Raw genomic sequence first — 19,776 nt, 5'->3', positions numbered from 1 at the left:
CCGAAAACCAAAAACTATGAAACGCGCGATTTTCCCAGGTTCATTCGACCCTTTGACCTTGGGCCATTTTGACATTATCATGAGGGGCATTACCCTGTTCGACGAAATAATCATAGCCATTGGGGTAAACTCGGAAAAAAAATACATGTTCACCCTAGAGCAGCGCATGGAATTTATAAGCAAGGCCTTCTTGAACGAGCCCAAAATAAAGGTCCGTACCTACGAAGGCCTCACGGTTGATTTTTGTAAGAAAATGGAGGCAAACTTCATCTTGAGGGGACTTCGGAACCCGGCCGATTTTGAGTTCGAAAAGGCCATAGCCCATACCAACCGAAAACTTTCCGAAATAGAGACCGTATTTTTGCTCACATCATCAGGAAAATCTTACATAAGCTCTTCCATCGTTAGGGATGTTATACGAAATGGAGGCGATTATACGGGTTTGGTTCCCGAAACGGTTCGCGTTCCATAACTGTATTTTTCACTATATACGCAAATTTTAGCGTTTCTTTGGCAGCTCATTTTCCATAATTTTTCTTTCTTGCCCACCAACTCAAAAAACAAAAGGGCCTTTGTAGGAAATAACTTTCTAGAGGTTGTAAAAATATTAAACCACTTGATTCGTTAACCAAACAACGGCTTTCATGGTATTCACAACAAACCTTTAGATATATTCTTTAGTCGCTCTACTTTAGTACGAAATTTCGCTATTATGCCGAAAGGACCACAAATAGACAAACATAGTCACCATATTAAACAATTGCCATCGGCAACGGCTTTTGTGAATACGGAACTCAAGGTTGTCTATGCGTCCGATGTGTGGCTAAAGTTCTTCGACCTGCACCCCGACGATGTTTTCGGCAAGCGAATCGACTACCTTTTCTCAAGTTCAAAAAACAAGATCGTCAACACCCTTATCGACATTCTATCCGAAAAGACCGACAAGTCTTTCGAGGAATGCACCTATGACCCGACGAGTTGTAAATGGTTGGAATGGAGCTGCAACCCTTGGTTCGATAACGAAGGAAAGTCAATAGGCCTCATCATCACTGTCAACGACATAACCCAGCAAAAGCTTAACGAGACCAACCTCAAACGACTTAGGTCAAAGCTCGACATCATTTCGGAAATAGGTAAGATCGGAAGCTGGGATTACAATATCCTCCAAGATTCGTTGGTATGGTGCAATGTTACCAGAAAAATCCACGAGGTACCCGAAAATTTTGTACCGACCATAGAAGATGCCATCGGTTTTTACAAAGAAGGGTATAGCAAAAACCTAATTTCCATGGCGTTGCACGAGGCCATGACCAACGGTACGTCATGGAGTGAAAAATTGGTGATTATCACGGCCAAGGGGAATGAAATATGGGTACAGTCGAACGGTACCCCGACCTATGAAGACGGTAAACTAGTGGCCCTAAGGGGTACTTTTCAAAATATCAACGACAAAGTGCTCTCCGAGGCCAAGACCAAGGCCAACGAAAAGTTGCTCCACACCTTAATAGACCACCTCCCCCTTAACATTTACATCAAAGACAGGGAATCGCGTAAAATTCTGGTCAACAAGGCCGAATGCAAATATTTGGGCATTCCCGACCCTAGCGACATCCTTGGCAAAACCAACTTCGACCTTTACGATTCCGATATAGCCAAGGAGTTGAACAAGGAAGACCAAAAAGTAATGGATACCCTTGAACCCATCCTTAACAAGCAGAGCAACATAAGGGACAAAAAAGGGAAGATAACCAACTTCTTGGTCTCGAAAATACCGCTGATCGATGAAAATGGCCAGGCAGCGGGCATCGTCGGAATAAGTCACGATATTACCGACCTTAAGCAAAAGGAGGAAAAACTCCGCGATTTGGTAGACGTGGCTTCCTTACAGAACAAAAAACTGGTCAACTTTGCGCATATCATTTCGCACAACCTGCGTTCGCATACCGCCAACTTCTCGATGTTGTTGGAATTTTTGGTCGACGAAAAGGATGAAAAGGAAAAAAAGAACATCATACGAATGCTTACCACTGCCTCCAACAATTTAATGGAGACCTTGGAAAACCTCAATGAGGTAGTGGCACTGAACACCAATGCCGGACTGGAGAGAAAACCCATCAAACTGAGCGACAAGATCAATGTGGTCACACAAAACCTTACCGCCTTTATCCATAAAAACAAGGCTACCGTTATCAACGAAGTAGACGAAGAACTGAAGATCAATGTCGTACCCACCTACATCGAAAGCATCTTGATCAACTTTATTACCAATGCCATAAAGTACAAAGATCCCAAAAGGGATCCCATAGTCAAATTGAGCACCGCCCAAGAAAAGGGGAAGACCATTCTTTCCGTCGAAGACAACGGACTGGGCATAGACCTGAAAAAATACGGGGACAAACTTTTCGGTATGTACAAAACCTTTCACCACCACAAGGATAGCCGGGGAATCGGGTTGTACATAACCAAAAACCAAATAGAAGCAATGAAGGGGCAAATAACCGTTAGCAGCACGGTCGGCACCGGCACCATATTCAAGATACATTTTAATGACACAATTTGATAGCATCTGTATAATTGACGATGATCCGATTACCGTTTTCGGCGTGCGAAAAATGCTAAGTCTGGTGATTTCCTGTGAAAACATCACTTCCTATTCCAATGGAAAACAAGCCATTGAGGGCATTAAAAGCCATTTGGGGGAGGGAGGCCAGTTGCCCGATGTCATTTTCCTCGACATCAACATGCCCATCATGGACGGGTGGCAATTTCTCGAAGAGTTTATAACCATAGCATCACCAAAAAAGGTTCGAATAAACATCATTACTTCGTCGATAGACTGCCGCGACAAAGAGAAATGGGAACACTATCAAATGTTGACCGACCACCACATCGCCTACAACCAAAAACCCCTTTTTAAGGAAGAGATTGCCAAGATTACCAAAAAAGCGTAACCCCCTCCACACCCTCCTTCCACATCGAAGGCCCATGGGGCCGTAAACGGTACGGAAATACAATTTTCTTCAGCTTTGAATGCCTTTTTGCGTAATTTTGCGATATGGGAAAAAAGCGCTACGTTCAAAACCTGAAGCCCTTGTTTCTTTTGGCATGCACCTTCATACTCCTATCCTGCGAAACCGAGGAAGAGGACAAGGGCACCAACTATCCGACACATTTCGAAATAAGCAATGGCGAGGAGACGGCAACCTACCTTCAAACCATTGACTTTTATATTCGACTGGCCAAGGAATTTCCGGAAATCAACATGCAGACCCTTGGCTCGACCGATAGCGGTTATCCGTTACATATTGTCACCTATAACCCCGATGGGGATTTCAATTTCCAGAAAATCGGCGACAAGAAGACCATTATACTGATCAACAACGGTATCCATCCGGGCGAAAGCGATGGCATCGATGCCACCATGATGCTGTACCGCGACCTTGCCACGGGCCAACTGCCGGCACCCGAAAATACGATCATCGTTACCATCCCCATATACAATATCGGCGGGGCGCTCAACCGCAACGGCAATACCCGGGTCAACCAGAACGGTCCGCGCTCATACGGCTTTAGGGGAAATGCCCTCAACTACGACCTCAACCGCGATTTTATAAAGGCCGACTCCAAAAACGCCCGTACCTTCTATCAAATATTCCACATGGTACAGCCCGATATTTTTATCGATAACCACGTAAGCAATGGGGCCGATTATCAATATACCCTCACCCACCTCTTTACCCAGCACAACAAATTGGGCGGGGAACTGGGCGACTACCTGCACCACGGGATGATGCCTTCTTTGGAAGAAAAACTAAGGGAAAACCATTGGGAAATTACCCCTTACGTAAACGTTTTCAATACGGTACCTGAAAATGGTTTTTCGCAATTTATGGACTACCCCCGCTATTCTACCGGATACACGGCCCTGTGGAACACCTTGGGCCTTATGGTCGAGACCCATATGCTAAAACCCTACAAAAAAAGGGTGGAGGGCACTTACCTGTTGATGAAGACAATGATGGACATCGCCGAAAGGGACAAGGACAAAATAAAACGCCTGCGTGCCGAGGCCCAGCACAGCTACAAGGATTGGAAATACTACCCCACCCAATGGGCCGTTGACACGACCCGTTCGACCACATTGAACTTTAAGGGGTATGAAGCCGATACCCTAACGAGTAGGGTAACGGGATTACCACGACTGAAATACGACCGAAACCGACCTTTTACCAAAGAGGTCACCTATCAAAATTATTACAAGGCTACGGATTCGGTTTCGATCCCCAAGGCCTATATTCTCAAAAAGGGTTGGTCGCGCGTCAAGGCGCTTTTAGACCTGAACCACATCGATTACGAAACATTTTTGAAAGACACCCTGGTCACGGTCGAAACCTATAGGATCAAAAACTACGCGACATCGCGGAAACCCTATGAAGGCCATTACCCGCATAGCGATACCGAGGTGCAGGCAAGTACCCAAAAAGTGATGTTACAGCAAGGGGACCTGTACATTCCCACCGACCAAAAAGGCATCAGGTATATTTTGGAAACCTTGGAGCCCCAGGCGCACGACTCGTTTTTCAATTGGAACTTTTTCGACCCGATCTTGCAACGAAAAGAAGGGTTTTCTCCCTATGTCTTTGAAGATATAGCCTTTAAACTATTACAGGAAAACCAAGCTCTCAGGGACAGTTTCGAGACCAAGCGGGAGAATGAGCCCGAGTTTGCCTCCAATTGGTACGCACAACTCGATTGGATCTACAAGAGATCGGAATACTACGAAGACGCCCATATGCTTTACCCCGTGTATCGCGTGCCACGGGACAGCGTGTACACCGACTAATTCCAATCGCCGAACAACAGTTTTATATTGGGATAGGAATTTTGAAGCGCCTTTTGTATCTTTTGCGGACCCTTCCATCGGACCTTCATTATGCCCTCCTTCTTTTCAGGTTTTAACTTGCCGGTATAATCGGTCTTCATGGCGTACCAGTGAACCTCTTTGAGCGTGTTCTTTCCATTGTTCCCGAAAACATGGTAGGTCGTGCGTAAAAAATTCTCTATCCTTAGGTTTTTTACCCCGGTCTCCTCCATCACTTCACGTATGGCGCAATCCTCGATCGATTCGCCTTTGTCGAGCTTTCCCTTGGGCAGATCCCATTTGTCGTTGCGGTATATAAAGAGCACCTCCCCCACTTCATTGGTCACCACACCCCCTGCGGCCACCACAAGCGGGATCTCTTTGGTAAATTTCTTTAAGATTTCCTCGTGATTGGGATGGTATATATAGGCTGCGGGAAGTTTTTTTTTCTTCAAGGACTTGATAGCCTCCTTGATGGAATTTTCGTTCAAGGGAAAATAATCGCCATTGGCGGTTTCCGAAATCTTATTTGTCAAGATCAAGGGCAATTCGTTCACAAAAACTTTATACATTTGCGTCATGGTTTTAGACAAAAACACCGCCAAAAAAACAGCTGAGCTTCTGTTGCAAATTAATGCAATAAAGTTGAAACCCGAAAATCCATTTACCTGGGCTTCGGGGTGGAGATCGCCTATCTATTGCGACAATAGGATCCTCCTTTCGTATCCGCAAATTCGCAACTACGTTCGCGAAGAAATGGCCAAGCAGGTCGAGGCCCTGTACGGCAAACCTGACATAATCGCCGGTGTGGCCACGGGAGCTATCGGTATCGGGGCCTTGGTTGCCGATTTTTTGGGCCTGCCCTTCATCTATGTCAGGCCCGAGCCCAAAAAGCACGGGAGGCAAAACCAGATCGAGGGCAAGCTTGAGCCCCACCAGACCGTGGTGGTCATCGAAGACCTTATAAGTACCGGAAAAAGTAGCCTCAATGCCGTGGACGCATTGGTGGAGGCCGGTGCCAAGGTAAAAGGCATGGTGGCCATATTCACCTATGGCTTTCAAATCGCCGACCAAAATTTCGAATCGAGGCAAATGGCACTTCATACGCTTAGCGATTACGAGCACCTCATACAACAGGCCTCGGAAACCCATTTCGTAAAAGAAGATCAGTTAAACACACTTAGGGAATGGCGCATAAACCCATCGAAGTGGCAACCGACAAATCAATAACATGCATATAGAAACTCCCAATACCGTTATCCCAAAAGGCGATAAAGAGGTTTTTGAATTTTTAACGGACCTTAAAAACTTTGAAAAATTGATGCCCGACAACATCGACAAGTTCGAGGTAATCAATGACGACCGCTTTCTTTTCGCCTTAAAGGGCATGCCTGAAATAGTGCTGCAAAGAAAGGAACAGACCCCGTATAGCCAAATCGTGCTCGGGGCCGCCAGCGACAAGCTCCCGTTTACCCTGAGCGCCCGGATAGATTCGATTTCGGAAAATTCAAGCGAGGTAGCCCTTAGTTTTGAGGGCGAATTCAACGCCATGATGGCCATGATGGTAAAAAAACCCATTACCAATTTTATGACGACGCTTTCCGACAACCTATCCAAAATCTGAGCAAGCGCCACAAATCAATAAAGCAACCTTAGCTCCTTCAGGTCGAATTCGCGCATTACCCGGTCTTCGAGCTCCAGCACCAATTTTCCGTCGGGCGAAACCCTACGGATAAAGCCCATGAACAGTTGCCCCGAGGGATCCTCGAAAGTCGATGGCTTGTCCTTTCTAAAAAGGGCGCTTTCATAAGTAGCCCAGAGCTGTGCGCCCCCTTTGCTTTCGAGTTCCGCGAAGACCTCTTGCAGGCTATGCACTATTTGCCGCAGAACCTTATCCAAATTAAAAGCGCGGTCGAACAACAAATTGAGCGAGGTTACGTTTTGCAAGGAATGGAAGTCGGTCTGGTTGACGTTCAGGCCAATTCCCAAGATGGCCGAGCTGATAAGGTTTCCTTTTAGCTGGTTTTCAATAAGGATACCGCAAACTTTCGAAGTACCTGACAGAATGTCGTTAGGCCATTTTATTTTTAAATTTGGTACCCGAATGGCTTTTAGGTAATTGTATAGGGCCAAGGCCACACAGACATTCAAGGTGTAACTTTCGGCGACAGGCAGGCTCAAATCCGTCTTTAAAACACTGAAGGTTAGGTTTTTGCCTTTTTCAGACGTCCATTTCGCCCCCATTTGCCCCTTACCTTTCGACTGGTACCCGGCCCAAATGGTCGTAAAATCGCTTAAGCCACCTAAAGCCATTAGGTCTTTTAAATAATCGTTGGTCGAGTGCGTGGCATCAAGTTTGATTAAATGCATAAGCCGAGGTTTCAAGAGATATTACGTCTATTGTGAAAAAACTGAGGCTAAAAGAACAAAAAAATAATAACTTTGTAGAAACTAAAATTTTTGAATGCAAGAAAGCAAAGCCAGTGCAGATGAATTAATTGCATTGATCTTACAAGGGATTGAGGAAGTTAAGGGACAAGATATCAACTTGCTCGACCTCAGGGATATTGAAAATACCGTTTGTGACTACTTTATAATATGTAATGGTACTTCGAATACACATGTTAATGCAATAGTAGGCTCGATCCGAAAAACCGTAAGCAAAGCTATCAAGGACAAGCCTTGGCATGTTGAGGGAGAAGACAATGCCGAGTGGATTTTGATGGACTATGTCAATGTAGTCGTACATGTTTTTCAAAAACATATTCGGGAGTTTTACGATATTGAAGGACTTTGGGGTGACGCAAAGGTAACCTCGGTCGAAAGTAGTTTAAACCAGTAAAGAAATAGAATGGCGAAAGATAATAATGTAAACCCTAAGAAACCCAAGTTCAGCTCGTGGTGGATCTACGGATTGATTGCGGTACTGTTAATAGGTTTTCAATTTTTGGGCAGTGGCAATTTTGCCAGTACCCGAAAAACCACAACATCCGAACTACAAGAATATTTGAGAAACGGTGATGTCAAAGAGATCATGATCATCACCAATACCCGGCAGGCCAAGGTATTCCTTACCGATGAGGCCCTCGCCAAGGATGTTCACAAAGATGTGGCCGAAAAGCCCTTCCTTCCTTCGGCAGGTGCCGTACCCCAGTATGTACTTGATTATGGCGACCTTCAGAATTTCGAGAACGAGATCAAGAACATAAAGAAGGAAAATAACCTCGATACCATTGTCGACTATGATACCGACAACAACTATCTGATGGATCTTCTATTGGGCATACTGCCCTTTGTATTGATCATCGGTATATGGATCTACCTGATGCGAAGAATGTCAGGTGGCGGTGGCGGTGGAGCCGGCGGCCAAATTTTCAACATTGGCAAATCGAAGGCCAAGCTCTTTGACGAAAAGACCGATACCCGCACCTCCTTTAAAGACGTTGCCGGCCTTGAAGGGGCAAAGGAAGAGGTCGAGGAAATCGTGGAGTTCTTAAAGAACCCTGACAAGTACACCTCATTAGGGGGCAAAATACCTAAAGGAGCCCTATTGGTAGGCCCTCCGGGAACAGGTAAGACCCTATTGGCCAAGGCCGTCGCAGGGGAGGCCAAGGTACCTTTCTTCTCCCTCTCGGGCTCCGACTTCGTCGAGATGTTCGTAGGGGTGGGCGCATCGCGTGTACGCGACTTGTTCAAACAGGCCAAGGATAAATCACCTGCCATTATCTTTATCGATGAAATCGATGCCATCGGTAGGGCAAGGGGAAAAAACAACTTTACCGGCAGTAACGATGAAAGGGAAAACACCTTGAACCAACTACTGACCGAAATGGACGGTTTCGGCACCAATACCAATGTAATTGTACTGGCGGCCACCAACCGCGCCGATGTCTTGGACAAGGCCCTGATGCGCGCCGGCCGTTTCGACAGACAGATTTATGTAGACCTCCCCGATATAAGGGAAAGAAGGGAAATATTCGAAGTTCACCTAAGGCCCATTAAAACGGCCGAAGCCCTGGACCTCGAGTTCTTGGCCAGACAGACCCCCGGATTCTCAGGGGCCGATATTGCCAACGTTTGTAACGAGGCGGCACTGATCGCCGCCCGTAAAGAACGAAAAGCGGTAACCAAACAAGACTTTTTGGATGCCGTGGACAGGATCGTAGGCGGACTCGAGAAAAAGAACAAGATCATTACCCCTGGCGAAAAGAAGACCATTGCCTACCATGAAGCGGGCCATGCCACTACAAGCTGGATGCTGGAACACGCGGCCCCCTTGGTAAAGGTGACCATTGTTCCCCGTGGACAATCATTGGGTGCGGCATGGTACCTGCCCGAAGAGCGCTTGATCGTCCGTCCCGAACAGATGCTCGACGAAATGTGCGCCACTATGGGCGGTCGTGCGGCAGAAAAGGTTATTTTCAATAAAATTTCGACCGGGGCATTGAGCGATTTGGAAAAGGTGACCAAGCAGGCCCGGGCCATGGTAACCATTTACGGACTCAACGAAAAAATAGGAAACCTTACCTATTACGATTCATCCGGTCAAGATTCCTATGGCTTCTCCAAACCCTATAGCGAGGAAACCGCCAAAACCATCGACGAAGAGATCTCAAAGATCATCGAAGCCCAGTACCAAAGGGCCATAAAGGTACTGACCGAAAATAAGGACAAACTGACCATCTTGGCCGAAAGGCTCCTTGAGAAAGAGGTCATCTTTAAGGAAGATCTCGAGAAAATTTTCGGAAAACGACCTTTCGACAAGGACTTTGAAGAAAAAGGCCAGGAAAGCTTAAACGATACAAAGGCCGACGACCCCGAGGTGGCCGGAACATTGGCGGAAGAAGGCGAAGAAAATAAATAAAATAATTTAACGTTCTCCTTATTTTAGGAAGGCCGTATACAGACTGAGTTTTTAGAAGAGTACATGGGGTTATTTGACAAATTATTCGGAGGGGGCAACAAGAAAAAGGTTTCTAAGGAAACTGTAGAGACCAGAGGCGCCCACATGCCCGACCTTAACATTCCCGTTGATGAAAAATTTACCATCCACTTCAAAAAGAACGGTGGAAAATTTCTCTATTGCGACTCTTTTGCCGAAATCAGCCAAGCCTTAAGGAACATTATCAACGAGAACAGTTGGCAAGACCACCCGTTCTTCGTGCTCGACCCTGAACTGAAGGCGAAGTTTTCCAAGGAAAAGGTAAAATTTACCGACCGCAGTTCGGAAAGCGATGTATTCTTTACGGCCTGTGAGCACTTAATAGCCCAAAATGGCTCCATATTGGTGTGTTCGCAGCAGTTGATGGAAAAGAAACTCAACGAACTGCCTTATAACGTCATTGTCTTCGCCACTACCAGCCAATTGGTAGAATCGATCGGAGAAGGTTTGAAGACCATCAAAAAGAAGTACGGCCGAAGTATTCCGGCCAATATTACAACACTTAAGCATTTTCAGGCTAACGAAGGTAATTCGGCCGATTTTCTCACCTACGGGAGTAGTTCCAAAAATCTGTATCTTTTACTTTTGGAAGACCTGTAGACTATGAAGGAAATACTTAGGCGCTCACTGACAGGGGCCGTATATATCATCTTGCTGCTTTCCGTTGTGTTTCTAAGCTCGGACGCCTTCGATTTTTTGTTTATGGTATTTGGACTGGCCTGTCTCAATGAATTCAAAAAACTGGTCGGGCTACGTGGTTTGCATATCTATTTCGCCTACCTCGTCCTTTGGTGGGCCTACATCTATTTTGTTACCGAAATATGGACGGTCTACGCCCTTCTATTCTGTACCCTTGCCACCAATTTTGCCTTGCTGTTCTACCTTTTCTCAAAAAAGGAAAAACTTTTCAACACCGTTCAGAAATTTATCATCGGCCTTTTTTACATTGGCGGGGGCTTTATTTTCCTAACAATGATCCCCTACACCAATAATGACTTTGTCAAGTTCCTTATTATAGGTATTTTTATCCTGATTTGGGTGAACGATTCTTTTGCATATATCACCGGTCGCGCCTTGGGAAAACACAAGTTGTTCAGTAGGGTTTCCCCCAAAAAAACGGTCGAAGGGGCCGTGGGAGGCTTAATTTTTGCCGTAGGAACGGCTTATTTTCTCGGTAGGTACGAACCGATAGTTACACCTGTACAATGGGTAATTATAGCGGTGGTAATCGTCGTAGCGGGAAGTCTGGGTGACCTAGTGGAATCAAAATTAAAACGGGCCGCGGGAGTGAAGGACAGTGGAGCCCTGCTACCGGGACACGGAGGTATGTTGGACCGGCTCGACAGTTTGGTTTTCGCAGCTCCTTTCGCCTTTTTAACATTAAAAATTATTGCCTATGTTTCATAGAGAGGGTCAAAAAATAATATTGGCCACCTTTTTTATTGTTTGCGCGGTTATTCTGTTATCGCAATTCTATGTAAACATACCGTGGTTGCGTTGGGCACTTCAAATTCTGGCCCTCGTGTTTCTGGTTCTTATTCTGCAGTTCTTTCGCAACCCAAGCCGAAGGCCCAATAAAAACTTCGATGAAATTTTGGCCCCGGTCGACGGCAAGGTCGTAGTCATAGAGGAAGTGGAGGAAACCGAGTACTTTAAGGACAAAAGGCGGCAAGTGTCCATATTCATGTCCCCTATCAACGTCCATGTAACACGGTATCCGGCCAGCGGAAGTGTAACGTATTCCAAGTACCACCCCGGAAAATATTTGGTAGCCTGGCACCCTAAATCGAGTACCGAGAACGAACGTACCACCGTGGTGATCAAAACCCCGAAATTCGGCGAAATACTTTACAGGCAAATTGCCGGCGCCATGGCCCGGCGTATCGTAAATTACGCAGAGGTAGGCGAGAGCGTTCAGCAGGGAGAAGACGCGGGATTTATAAAATTTGGTTCGCGGGTAGATGTATTCTTACCTTTGGACTGTGCCGTAACCGTAAAGTTGAACCAAAAGGTAGTGGGTGCAAAGACATGTATTGCCGCCGTAGTAAAAAAAGATGAAGAAGGAGAAATTACATACTGATTTCGAAGAAGTCGTTGAATACATCAACAACTACACCGACCCATTGCCCGCCGATCTTCTATTGAAGCTCTACGCCTATTACAAGATTGCCAACAAGAACTATCGCAGCCCCGACAGCAGCGTGCCCTTGATCAATGCCTTTAAGGCAAACGCCCTTATACAGGCCAAGAACATGAGCCGTGAAGATGCCATGAAGGCCTATATAAAACTTGTAAAAAAGGAGGTGATGAAATAACACCCCCTGCCCCCGTCCCTTTACTCATAAAGATCTTCCAAATCGGCCTTGCAAAGCCCATATACAAAAGCTCCCATTTTTTGGGTCACATCCGCATAAAAACGTTGCCCTTTTTCCTTGGTCGCCTTCGTGGGGTCGCCCACGCCGGTATCTTGCGAAATCTGCGACCACTTCCGCTCTGCCCAGGCCCATCCTTCCGAAAAGGCCTTTATCCTGTACTTTTTTGTCGCCCCGCTCCCCCACTCTTCCCTGGGCAGCACCAGATCGGGCCTGAGATAAAGCATTAGACTCGTTTCCATTTCATCGGCATGGTCTCCGGGCTCCTCAAAGTAGAGGTCCTTGTCCAGAACCTCCGGAAAAAAACAAAAACTGATAAACATTTTAGGAAATTTTAAGCCCAACTCGCGCACCAAGGGCTTAAAATTATTTCCCCCGTGCCCATTGAAAATAAGCAGCTTGTATAGGCCTTGCCTATTCAAGACCTCTACAATGTCGGTAAGTATGGCCAGCTGTGTGCTGGGGTTCAGGTTGATGTCGAGATAAATGTCCGATTGCCCCGTATTGGTCCCAAAGGGAATCGTGGGAAGCACAATGGGCCTACCGCCCTGCTCCCAGGCCCATTTGGCACTTTCTGCGGCCAAAAAATCGGCTTGAATGTTATCGGTGGCATAGGGCAGGTGATAATTGTGTGCCTCCGTGGCGCCCCACGGCAGCACGGCCATATCAAAACGGGCATCCTTTAGGGCCTTCCAATTGGTTTCGGCAAGTATATAGGGTCTCATTCCATGGGTTTATACAACAAACTTAATAAAGCCGATTGTATAAATACCATACCCCCTTCCAAAAATATGCGAATACTTCCCAAGAACTGGGGAGCCGGGTTTCAGTGGGACAATATTTTCTTTGGGCCCGTCCCCTTCTCAAAGTAAGTAAAATAGATCCCGGAGAGTATGGTAATCAAGAAATATAGGATCACCGCCCAGGCCGCCCCTTCAAAATATCGATTTATACCGAACCAATCGCCCGTAAGCACCACTAGGGTTATACCACATACACCTCTTACCACCTCGACCCAAACAGCATACCCCTTTCGATCCATCAAGGCCGTATAACCAAAAATACCGATAAAGACAAAGACACCGAAAAGCAATAAACCATCAACCCCGATACTACTGTAATTGTAAAACATAAACCATAATAAGAGCAGCGTGGCCGTTAACTGAAAAACCACATATACATTTAGTCCCGGCGATGAAGGCGTGGTGTATTTCTCAAAACCATAAACATCTTCGATACCCTTGACCGGATATTTCCCCTTTACATCCGCTGGCCTCCACCCCGTGGGCATGAACCAAATTCGCAACTTGTCCCAATAGCTTTCCGTTCGCCATGCATCTTGGATCATTTGCCACAAATGTTGGAAATTTATCAGAATCGGATTCCAGGTGCGGGCGGGTTTTAAGACCCCGTATTGAGGCGGTACCCCATCGAGTTCTTCTTGAAAAGTACCGAACCAGCGGTCCCAAATGCACAAGATTTGCCCCAGGTTCTTATCTATGTATTCCGGATTTATGGCATGGTGTACCCGATGTTGGGAAGGAGTCACCAGCACATATTCGAGCCACCCCATCTTTCCGATGTGTTGGGTGTGGTACCAGAACTGGGCAAATAGATGGACAGGGGCCAATACCGCGACAACTTCGTTCGGAACGCCCAAGAGTGCGGCGGGCAAGAGAAACAACGGGAAATAGCCCAACAAATTGGAAATGGGCTGTCGCAGGGCACAGGCCAAGTTAAATTCCTCGCTGCTATGGTGAATGACGTGCTGGTTCCAGAAAAAATTTACCTTATGGCTCAAACGGTGGTTCCAATAACCGGCGAAATCGATGACCAAAAAGGCGAGCAACCAAACCAACCAAGTGGCTTTGATCTCCATAAGGGCCAAATGCTCCAAGAGAAAGGGGTAAGAGACCAGCACAAACCCCAGGCCCAAGGTATCCTTTACAATATTGGTGAATCCGGAGCTTATGCTCGAAACCGAATCCAGTATCCTATGCTTTTGGTCCTTCACAAAGTATCCGTAGCCGATCTCGACCAGCAACAGTACCACAAAAAACGGAATCGCGTACAATAAGGCCTGTGCGTATGTTTCCAAAATAGCGACGATTAAATTTGATTGTCCATACTACCCTTGCCCCAAAAAGTATCTTATCAGTTAAAGGGCCCGATCATAATATGCGCCCTAAAGGTTCCGGGATCCATAAGCCAAGGCATTCCCTTTTCGTGGGGCTTGGCCGGAAGACCGGTCGATTCCAGGGTAGCGAAAGGGGTATAGATAACATAACGGTATTGGCCGTCGGCCAGTTCGCCCGTTTTCTTGTCGTAGCCCGCTTCGCTACCGTAATACACGTACATCATGCTGGGCACATTGGGCATCTGCCATTTGCCTGCGGCCACCTCGGCACCTTGAATTTCCCTTTTCTCCTTGGTATTCTTTCCTTCGGCCGTCAGTTCCCTGCCTCTCTTCATAAAGGGCTCCAAAGCCCTTGAATAGCACGCCACGCTTATACCCTCCTTTGCTGGGTCGTCGCCGATACAGACCAGGTTGTTGCTGCCTTCGCGGAGTACCGTTAAATTGCCGTCGCCGTCATAACCATAGACCATGGCCTCGTCCCGTTCTTCCTCGGGTACCGGCAAAGTGGCGGTCTTTATCTGGATTTCTTCGGGAAGGATTTCCGGTCTTCCTTCCTGTGAACTCGCCCAAGCCGTAGCAGAAAGGGCCAACAACAATACGATATGTTTCATAAGAATCTGATTTACATAAATATAAATAGGAAAACCGGTTTTTAAAAACAACAAGGAAGATTTCTACGGCATTGGCCCCAAAAAGTACCCTCGTCCCGATAAAGCGAAACGGCCGGGCATCCAAGAAGAGGAATACCCGGCCGATTTATGGTTGGACCTGAAAGTCTAGCCCAAGCTCGCCAAACTTTTTTCCAAGGTCTCTATTTTTGCCTCGGCGTCGGCCTGTTTTTTCCTTTCGTTGGCAATCACCTTCTCGGGCGCATTGTTCACGAAGCGCTCGTTGGAGAGTTTTTTGAGTACGGACTGCAAAAAGCCTTTGGTATACTTCAGTTCTTCCTGAAGTTTCTTGATCTCGGCCTCCACATCGATCGCGCCGCCCATAGGAACAAAGTATTCGTTGCTCTTTACCCTAAAGGACAGGGCCCCGTCGACAGGTGCATCCACATAGTCGATTTCTGAAAGATGGGTCAGTTTTTTGATTACGACATCCCAGTCGGAAGCTATCTTTTCCTCGTTCAGTACCGACAGTTGAAGCGCCTCCTTCATCGGGATGTTTTTTTCCTTCCTGATATTCCGTACCCCGGAAACGACTTCCGAAGCAAAGTCAAAAGCGCGAATCAAATCTTCGTCCACCTCCTGGGCAACGGGCCAACTCGACACCACCAGGGCATCTTCGGGCGAACGCTCCGTTATGTGCTGCCAAACTTCTTCGGTAAGAAAGGGCATAAACGGATGCAACAGCTTCAGGTTTTTCTCGAACAGATCGATTACGCTATCGTAGGTGGCCCTATCGATAGGTTTTTGGTATTCGGGCTTGATGATCTCGAGCAACCATGAACTGTAATCGTCCCAAACCAGTTTATAAATGGCCATAAGGGCATCGGAGATCCGGTACTTGCTAAAATGGTCCTCTATCTCGGTTAACGTTCGGTTGAACTTGGCGGAATACCATTCGATTCCCAGTTTCGAGGCCTCGGGCTGGGGCAGGTCTTTTACCTCCCATCCTTTCAGCAACCTGAATCCGTTCCAGATCTTATTGGCGAAATTTTTGCCCTGTTGGCAGAGGTCTTCGTCGAACATCAGATCGTTTCCGGCAGCCGAACTCAACAAAAGGCCCACGCGCACCCCGTCGGCGCCGTAGGTCTCTATCAGTTTTAGGGCATCGGGGGAGTTCCCCAACGATTTCGACATTTTTCTACGTTGCTTATCCCTAACCAAACCGGTGAAATAAACGTTTTTGAAAGGGCGTTCGTTGCGGTATTCATAGCCCGATATGATCATTCGCGCCACCCAGAAGAAAATGATGTCGGGCCCCGTTACCAGGTCACTGGTGGGGTAATAATAATTGATCTCCTCGTTGTCGGGCTCCAAAATACCGTTAAACACACTTATAGGCCATAGCCATGAAGAGAACCAGGTATCCAAGGCATCTTCATCTTGGCGCAGGTCTTCAAGTGCCAATTGGCCGTTCCCCGATTTCTCGCGGGCAAGTTTCAGTGCTTCATCGGCCGTTTCCGCGACCACAAAATCGTCTTGCCCATCACCGAAATAGTAGGCCGGTATTTGCTGGCCCCACCACAGTTGCCGCGAAATGTTCCAATCCCTGATGTTTTCCATCCAATGACGGTAGGTATTCTCGAATTTTTTCGGAAAAAACCGTACTTCACCGGTTTCGAGGACTGCCTTTAGGGCGGGTTTGACAAGTTCGTCCATTTTGAGGAACCACTGTTCGCTAAGCCTGGGTTCGATAACGGCCTTCGTACGTTCGGAAGTACCTACCTTGTTTACGTAGTTCTCCTTTTTGACCAAAAACCCCTTTTCTTCCAATTCTTTTGAGATCTCCTTTCTGACGACGAAACGGTCTTTGCCCTCGTAGTGCAGTCCAAAGGAATTTAAAGTGGCATCGGCATTGAAAATATCGATGGTATCGAGGTTGTGCTTTTCACCAAGGGCCTTGTCGTTTATATCGTGGGCCGGGGTTATTTTTAGACACCCCGTTCCGAATTCGACATCAACGTATTCGTCTTCAATGATCGGTATAACGCGGTTGCAGATAGGTACGATGGCCTTTTTGCCCCTTAAATGCCTATAGCGTTCGTCGTTGGGGTTGATACAGATAGCCGTATCGCCCAAAATGGTTTCGGGGCGTGTAGTGGCAATGGTCACCCGCTCGTCCGAACCTTCGATGGGGTACGAGAGGTAGTACAACAGCCCCTGCCTCTCTTCGTATACCACTTCTTCGTCCGACAAGGTAGTGAGGGCCTCGGGGTCCCAATTGACCATTCTGTACCCCCGGTAGATCAAGCCCTTGTTGTACAGGTCGACGAAGACCTTTATGACCGATTTGTACATATCGTCGTCCATGGTGAACTTGGTCCTGCCCCAATCGCAGGAGCACCCCAATTTCTTTAATTGCTCCAAGATTACCCCGCCGTACTCGTTGGTCCAGTCCCAAGCGTGCTTCAGGAACTCCTCGCGGCTCAGGTCGCTTTTTTCTATACCGTTTTCCTTAAGTTTGGCCACCACTTTTGCCTCCGTGGCTATCGAAGCATGGTCCATTCCGGGTACCCAGCAAGCGTTCTTGCCCATCAAACGGGCGCGGCGTATCAATACATCCTGCAGGGTATTGTTCAACATATGCCCCATGTGCAGTACACCGGTAACGTTCGGCGGGGGAATTACAATGGTATAGGGCTCCCTTTCATCAGGTCGCGACGAAAAATAATCGTGCTTTAGCCAGTAATCATACCAATGGTTCTCCGCCTTTCGCGAGTCGTATTTTGAAGGGATATCCATAGTTTGGAACAGTTTTTGTTTTAACGGTGTCGGTCTATCAATCAAAGACCCGAACAAAGAAGTTTCGTGGTTAACAAATTTTGGCAAAATTGCCACTTTTTAAATACGAAACAAAAATAAGTAACGTTAACAGATAACAAAAGAATTTTGGAGGTGTATCTGAAAAGATTTACTTTTGAGATTCCCTAAACTTAAAAACATGAAAAAAATAGTACTTGTATTATTTGTGGGCCTCATGGGCTTGACCCTTCAAGCACAGGAAAAGGCCGCCAAAATTGAATTTAAGACCGAAACCGTTGATTACGGTGAAATCGAGAAGGGTTCCGATGGTGTACGGGTATTCGAGTTTACAAATACCGGCGAGGCACCTTTGATCATAAGCAAGGTTAGCTCAAGCTGTGGCTGCACCATACCCAAAAAACCCGAAGAACCTATCATGCCGGGCAAGACAGGTCAGATTCAGGTAAAATACGACACCAACAGGGTGGGTCCGATACGAAAGGCCATTACCGTTATTTCGAATGCGGATACACCTACCAAGGTTTTAAAAATAAAAGGTGAGGTAAAAGCGGCCGAAGGAAGGTAGCTTACTTCACAGACACCATATACCAAGAGACCCCGATACCTAAATCGGGGTCTTTTTATTTTAACATGCTTTTGAGCACAAAGGTGAAGAGCAGGTCTGAATTATAGCGCCCCACCCTGAGCTTTATGCGCTTGCCCTCCTTTTCGTTGAGCATTTGGATCACTTCCTGAAGTTTGTACCGATGCACTTTTTTACCGTTTACGGCCAATATGATATCGCCCTCCCGTAACCCGGCCTCATGGGCGGGACTACCGGCACGTATGCCCGAGATCACGATTTCGGGAACCAGGCTAAGACGCGTCCGGTTCTCGAACATAAGCTGCACATTGCCGAAGCTCTTTTTGGGATCGTTCACCACCCCCCTCGAATCGGCAATACTTTCGGCAATATAGCGCATACCGTTGTGCCGAAGGTTCAATCCGCTCAGGTTGTAATGGAAGGGCTTGTTAAAATTGAGGTTCTTTTGCAGGGTAATCTTATGCCGCCCGTAGTCGAAGATGACGTTGAAACGCTTGAGCACCTCTCCGCCAATGCTGCCGTTACGGGAACCAAAATTTCGTATAAAGCCGAAAGACTCCCTATCGGGGAAAGCGGCCTTGGCCTCCTCAAACGCAAAACCACCGATCTTAAAACCACTTACCTTGGTGCGTTTGCCATAAATATCGCCATTGAGCCCTTTTCCCAAGAACACTTCATAGTGCGAATCGGGAACCTTTATCCTATCGTCTTCAAACAACCAAAGGGCATCGCTACTCCCGGTATCGACCAACAACCTGACCGGCAGCTCTTCCTTCCCGTCCAAATTAAGCCCCCCGTCCACATAGGCCTTTTTGTTCCGAATGGCCAGGGGCAGGGTTTCCGCTCTTGCCCCAACACGGTACCTATAGCTTTCGGGATCGTGGAATATAATTTTTTTTCTTGCGTAATTGACCTCTACCACAAAATCGCGGAAAAGGTCGTAGCCCATAATTCCGTGAATGGGAACGCCCAAGGAAGGCGAGAGGTTAATGCTCTTGTCCATTACCACGAACAGCTTCTGTTCGGTGTTCTCGATATTCCTTATACGAAAGGTATTGCCCGCTGAGCTCAGGGCCTTGATCGGCTGCCCCTTGCCCAATCCGCGGATCGTGATCTCGGAAACATTGTTTATTTGAAGGGAATCCTTATCGGAGATATTGAAAAGAATGGGGCTGCCCACCCCAGAATCGAGAAGAAAGTACAGTTCCGTACCGTTGACCTCGACGGGAACGACCATTAGGTTGTTGATCAATTCAAATTTAAGCTTTTGGACCTTGCGCCCTCCTTTTATGGCAAAGCCTTGTGCAGCGCAAAGAAACGGCACCAAAACAAAAAGAATGACGATATGATGGATTTTTCGATCCATACCTCATCAAGTTAACAATTTACCCTCCTTTAAGTTACGATTTATCCAAATAACTACCACAAAAATTAACAAAACGCCTAGAAATTA

Annotated in this window: 20 protein-coding genes; 13 read left to right on the top strand and 7 right to left on the bottom strand. The window is 46.9% G+C overall.

Translation table 11 applies throughout. The features are described 5' to 3' along the window. Positions 1-16: 16 nt before the first annotated feature. The 4 genes from coaD (at position 17) to BUB37_RS14230 (ending at position 4,843) form a co-directional block, all read left to right on the top strand. Entirely contained in the window at positions 17-472 is a 456-nt protein-coding gene (coaD, locus tag BUB37_RS14245) for a pantetheine-phosphate adenylyltransferase (RefSeq protein WP_072994549.1), read from the top strand. A 240-nt stretch (positions 473-712) separates the two neighbouring features. Further along, the gene (locus tag BUB37_RS14240) at positions 713-2,560 is read left to right on the top strand and encodes a PAS domain-containing sensor histidine kinase (protein WP_072994486.1); all 1,848 of its coding nucleotides are present in this window, start codon (positions 713-715) and stop codon (positions 2,558-2,560) included. Next, complete coding sequence (locus BUB37_RS14235) at positions 2,547-2,951, top strand: response regulator (protein WP_072994485.1); 405 nt, start codon at positions 2,547-2,549, stop codon at positions 2,949-2,951. Before BUB37_RS14240 ends, BUB37_RS14235 begins: the two co-directional genes overlap by 14 nt. 104 nt (positions 2,952-3,055) lie before the next feature. Further along, positions 3,056-4,843, top strand: coding sequence for a M14 family metallopeptidase (locus BUB37_RS14230; protein WP_244526840.1), 1,788 nt, complete (start codon positions 3,056-3,058; stop codon positions 4,841-4,843). Here BUB37_RS14230 and BUB37_RS14225 read toward each other — a convergent pair. Beyond that, complete coding sequence (locus BUB37_RS14225; protein WP_072994547.1) at positions 4,840-5,433, bottom strand: NUDIX hydrolase; 594 nt, start codon at positions 5,431-5,433, stop codon at positions 4,840-4,842. The two genes, BUB37_RS14230 and BUB37_RS14225, sit on opposite strands and share 4 nt — an antisense overlap. Before the next feature lie 7 nt (positions 5,434-5,440). Here BUB37_RS14225 and pyrE point away from each other — a divergent pair, with 7 nt between their 5' ends. Both pyrE and BUB37_RS14215 read left to right on the top strand, forming a co-directional pair. Further along, positions 5,441-6,091, top strand: a complete 651-nt coding sequence (pyrE, locus tag BUB37_RS14220; protein ID WP_072994484.1) for an orotate phosphoribosyltransferase — start codon at positions 5,441-5,443, stop codon at positions 6,089-6,091. A 1-nt stretch (position 6,092) separates the two neighbouring features. Then, positions 6,093-6,485 (top strand): orotate phosphoribosyltransferase, encoded by a 393-nt coding sequence (locus tag BUB37_RS14215; protein WP_072994483.1) that lies wholly within the window; start codon positions 6,093-6,095, stop codon positions 6,483-6,485. 14 nt (positions 6,486-6,499) lie between these two features. On the opposite strand, the gene BUB37_RS14210 is transcribed toward BUB37_RS14215, so the two are convergent. Further along, positions 6,500-7,231, bottom strand: a complete 732-nt coding sequence (locus BUB37_RS14210; RefSeq protein ID WP_072994482.1) for a biotin--[acetyl-CoA-carboxylase] ligase — start codon at positions 7,229-7,231, stop codon at positions 6,500-6,502. Between the two features lie 94 nt (positions 7,232-7,325). Here BUB37_RS14210 and rsfS point away from each other — a divergent pair, with 94 nt between their 5' ends. From rsfS to BUB37_RS14180, 6 genes are all read left to right on the top strand, one after another. Beyond that, entirely contained in the window at positions 7,326-7,703 is a 378-nt protein-coding gene (rsfS, locus tag BUB37_RS14205; protein ID WP_072994481.1) for a ribosome silencing factor, read from the top strand. 9 nt (positions 7,704-7,712) lie between these two features. Next, positions 7,713-9,725, top strand: coding sequence for an ATP-dependent zinc metalloprotease FtsH (gene ftsH, locus BUB37_RS14200; RefSeq protein WP_072994480.1), 2,013 nt, complete (start codon positions 7,713-7,715; stop codon positions 9,723-9,725). Positions 9,726-9,788: 63 nt separating this feature from the next. After that, the gene (locus tag BUB37_RS14195; RefSeq protein WP_072994479.1) at positions 9,789-10,403 is read left to right on the top strand and encodes an LUD domain-containing protein; all 615 of its coding nucleotides are present in this window, start codon (positions 9,789-9,791) and stop codon (positions 10,401-10,403) included. A gap of 3 nt (positions 10,404-10,406) precedes the next feature. Further along, complete coding sequence (locus BUB37_RS14190; protein WP_072994478.1) at positions 10,407-11,210, top strand: phosphatidate cytidylyltransferase; 804 nt, start codon at positions 10,407-10,409, stop codon at positions 11,208-11,210. Beyond that, the gene (locus BUB37_RS14185) at positions 11,200-11,883 is read left to right on the top strand and encodes a phosphatidylserine decarboxylase family protein (protein ID WP_072994477.1); all 684 of its coding nucleotides are present in this window, start codon (positions 11,200-11,202) and stop codon (positions 11,881-11,883) included. The genes BUB37_RS14190 and BUB37_RS14185 overlap by 11 nt, the downstream gene beginning before the upstream one ends. Then, positions 11,858-12,118, top strand: coding sequence for an acyl-CoA-binding protein (locus BUB37_RS14180; RefSeq protein WP_072994476.1), 261 nt, complete (start codon positions 11,858-11,860; stop codon positions 12,116-12,118). Before BUB37_RS14185 ends, BUB37_RS14180 begins: the two co-directional genes overlap by 26 nt. 20 nt (positions 12,119-12,138) lie before the next feature. Here BUB37_RS14180 and BUB37_RS14175 read toward each other — a convergent pair whose 3' ends face one another. From BUB37_RS14175 to BUB37_RS14160, 4 genes are all read right to left on the bottom strand, one after another. After that, positions 12,139-12,900 carry a creatininase family protein gene (locus BUB37_RS14175; protein ID WP_072994475.1) on the bottom strand — a complete coding sequence of 254 codons (762 nt, stop codon included), beginning with the start codon at positions 12,898-12,900 and terminating at the stop codon, positions 12,139-12,141. Positions 12,901-13,001: 101 nt separating this feature from the next. After that, on the bottom strand, positions 13,002-14,273 hold the full coding sequence (locus BUB37_RS14170) for a sterol desaturase family protein (protein WP_072994474.1): 1,272 nt from the start codon (positions 14,271-14,273) through the stop codon (positions 13,002-13,004). 56 nt (positions 14,274-14,329) lie between these two features. Further along, positions 14,330-14,923: a hypothetical protein gene (locus BUB37_RS14165; RefSeq protein WP_072994546.1), complete on the bottom strand. Its 594-nt coding sequence runs from the start codon at positions 14,921-14,923 to the stop codon at positions 14,330-14,332. 165 nt (positions 14,924-15,088) lie between these two features. Continuing rightward, the gene (locus BUB37_RS14160) at positions 15,089-17,719 is read right to left on the bottom strand and encodes a valine--tRNA ligase (protein WP_072994473.1); all 2,631 of its coding nucleotides are present in this window, start codon (positions 17,717-17,719) and stop codon (positions 15,089-15,091) included. A 199-nt stretch (positions 17,720-17,918) separates the two neighbouring features. On the opposite strand from BUB37_RS14160, the gene BUB37_RS14155 reads away from it, so the two are divergent. Beyond that, positions 17,919-18,305 carry a DUF1573 domain-containing protein gene (locus BUB37_RS14155; protein ID WP_072994472.1) on the top strand — a complete coding sequence of 129 codons (387 nt, stop codon included), beginning with the start codon at positions 17,919-17,921 and terminating at the stop codon, positions 18,303-18,305. Positions 18,306-18,360: 55 nt separating this feature from the next. On the opposite strand, the gene BUB37_RS14150 is transcribed toward BUB37_RS14155, so the two are convergent. Beyond that, positions 18,361-19,689, bottom strand: a complete 1,329-nt coding sequence (locus BUB37_RS14150; RefSeq protein WP_072994471.1) for an aspartyl protease family protein — start codon at positions 19,687-19,689, stop codon at positions 18,361-18,363. Positions 19,690-19,776: the final 87 nt, after the last annotated feature.

It is taken from the genome of Pseudozobellia thermophila, from assembly GCF_900141855.1.
Taxonomy (GTDB): domain Bacteria; phylum Bacteroidota; class Bacteroidia; order Flavobacteriales; family Flavobacteriaceae; genus Pseudozobellia; species Pseudozobellia thermophila.
Note: the sequence above shows the minus strand (reverse complement) of the source record. Positions and strands in the feature narration are given on the sequence as shown.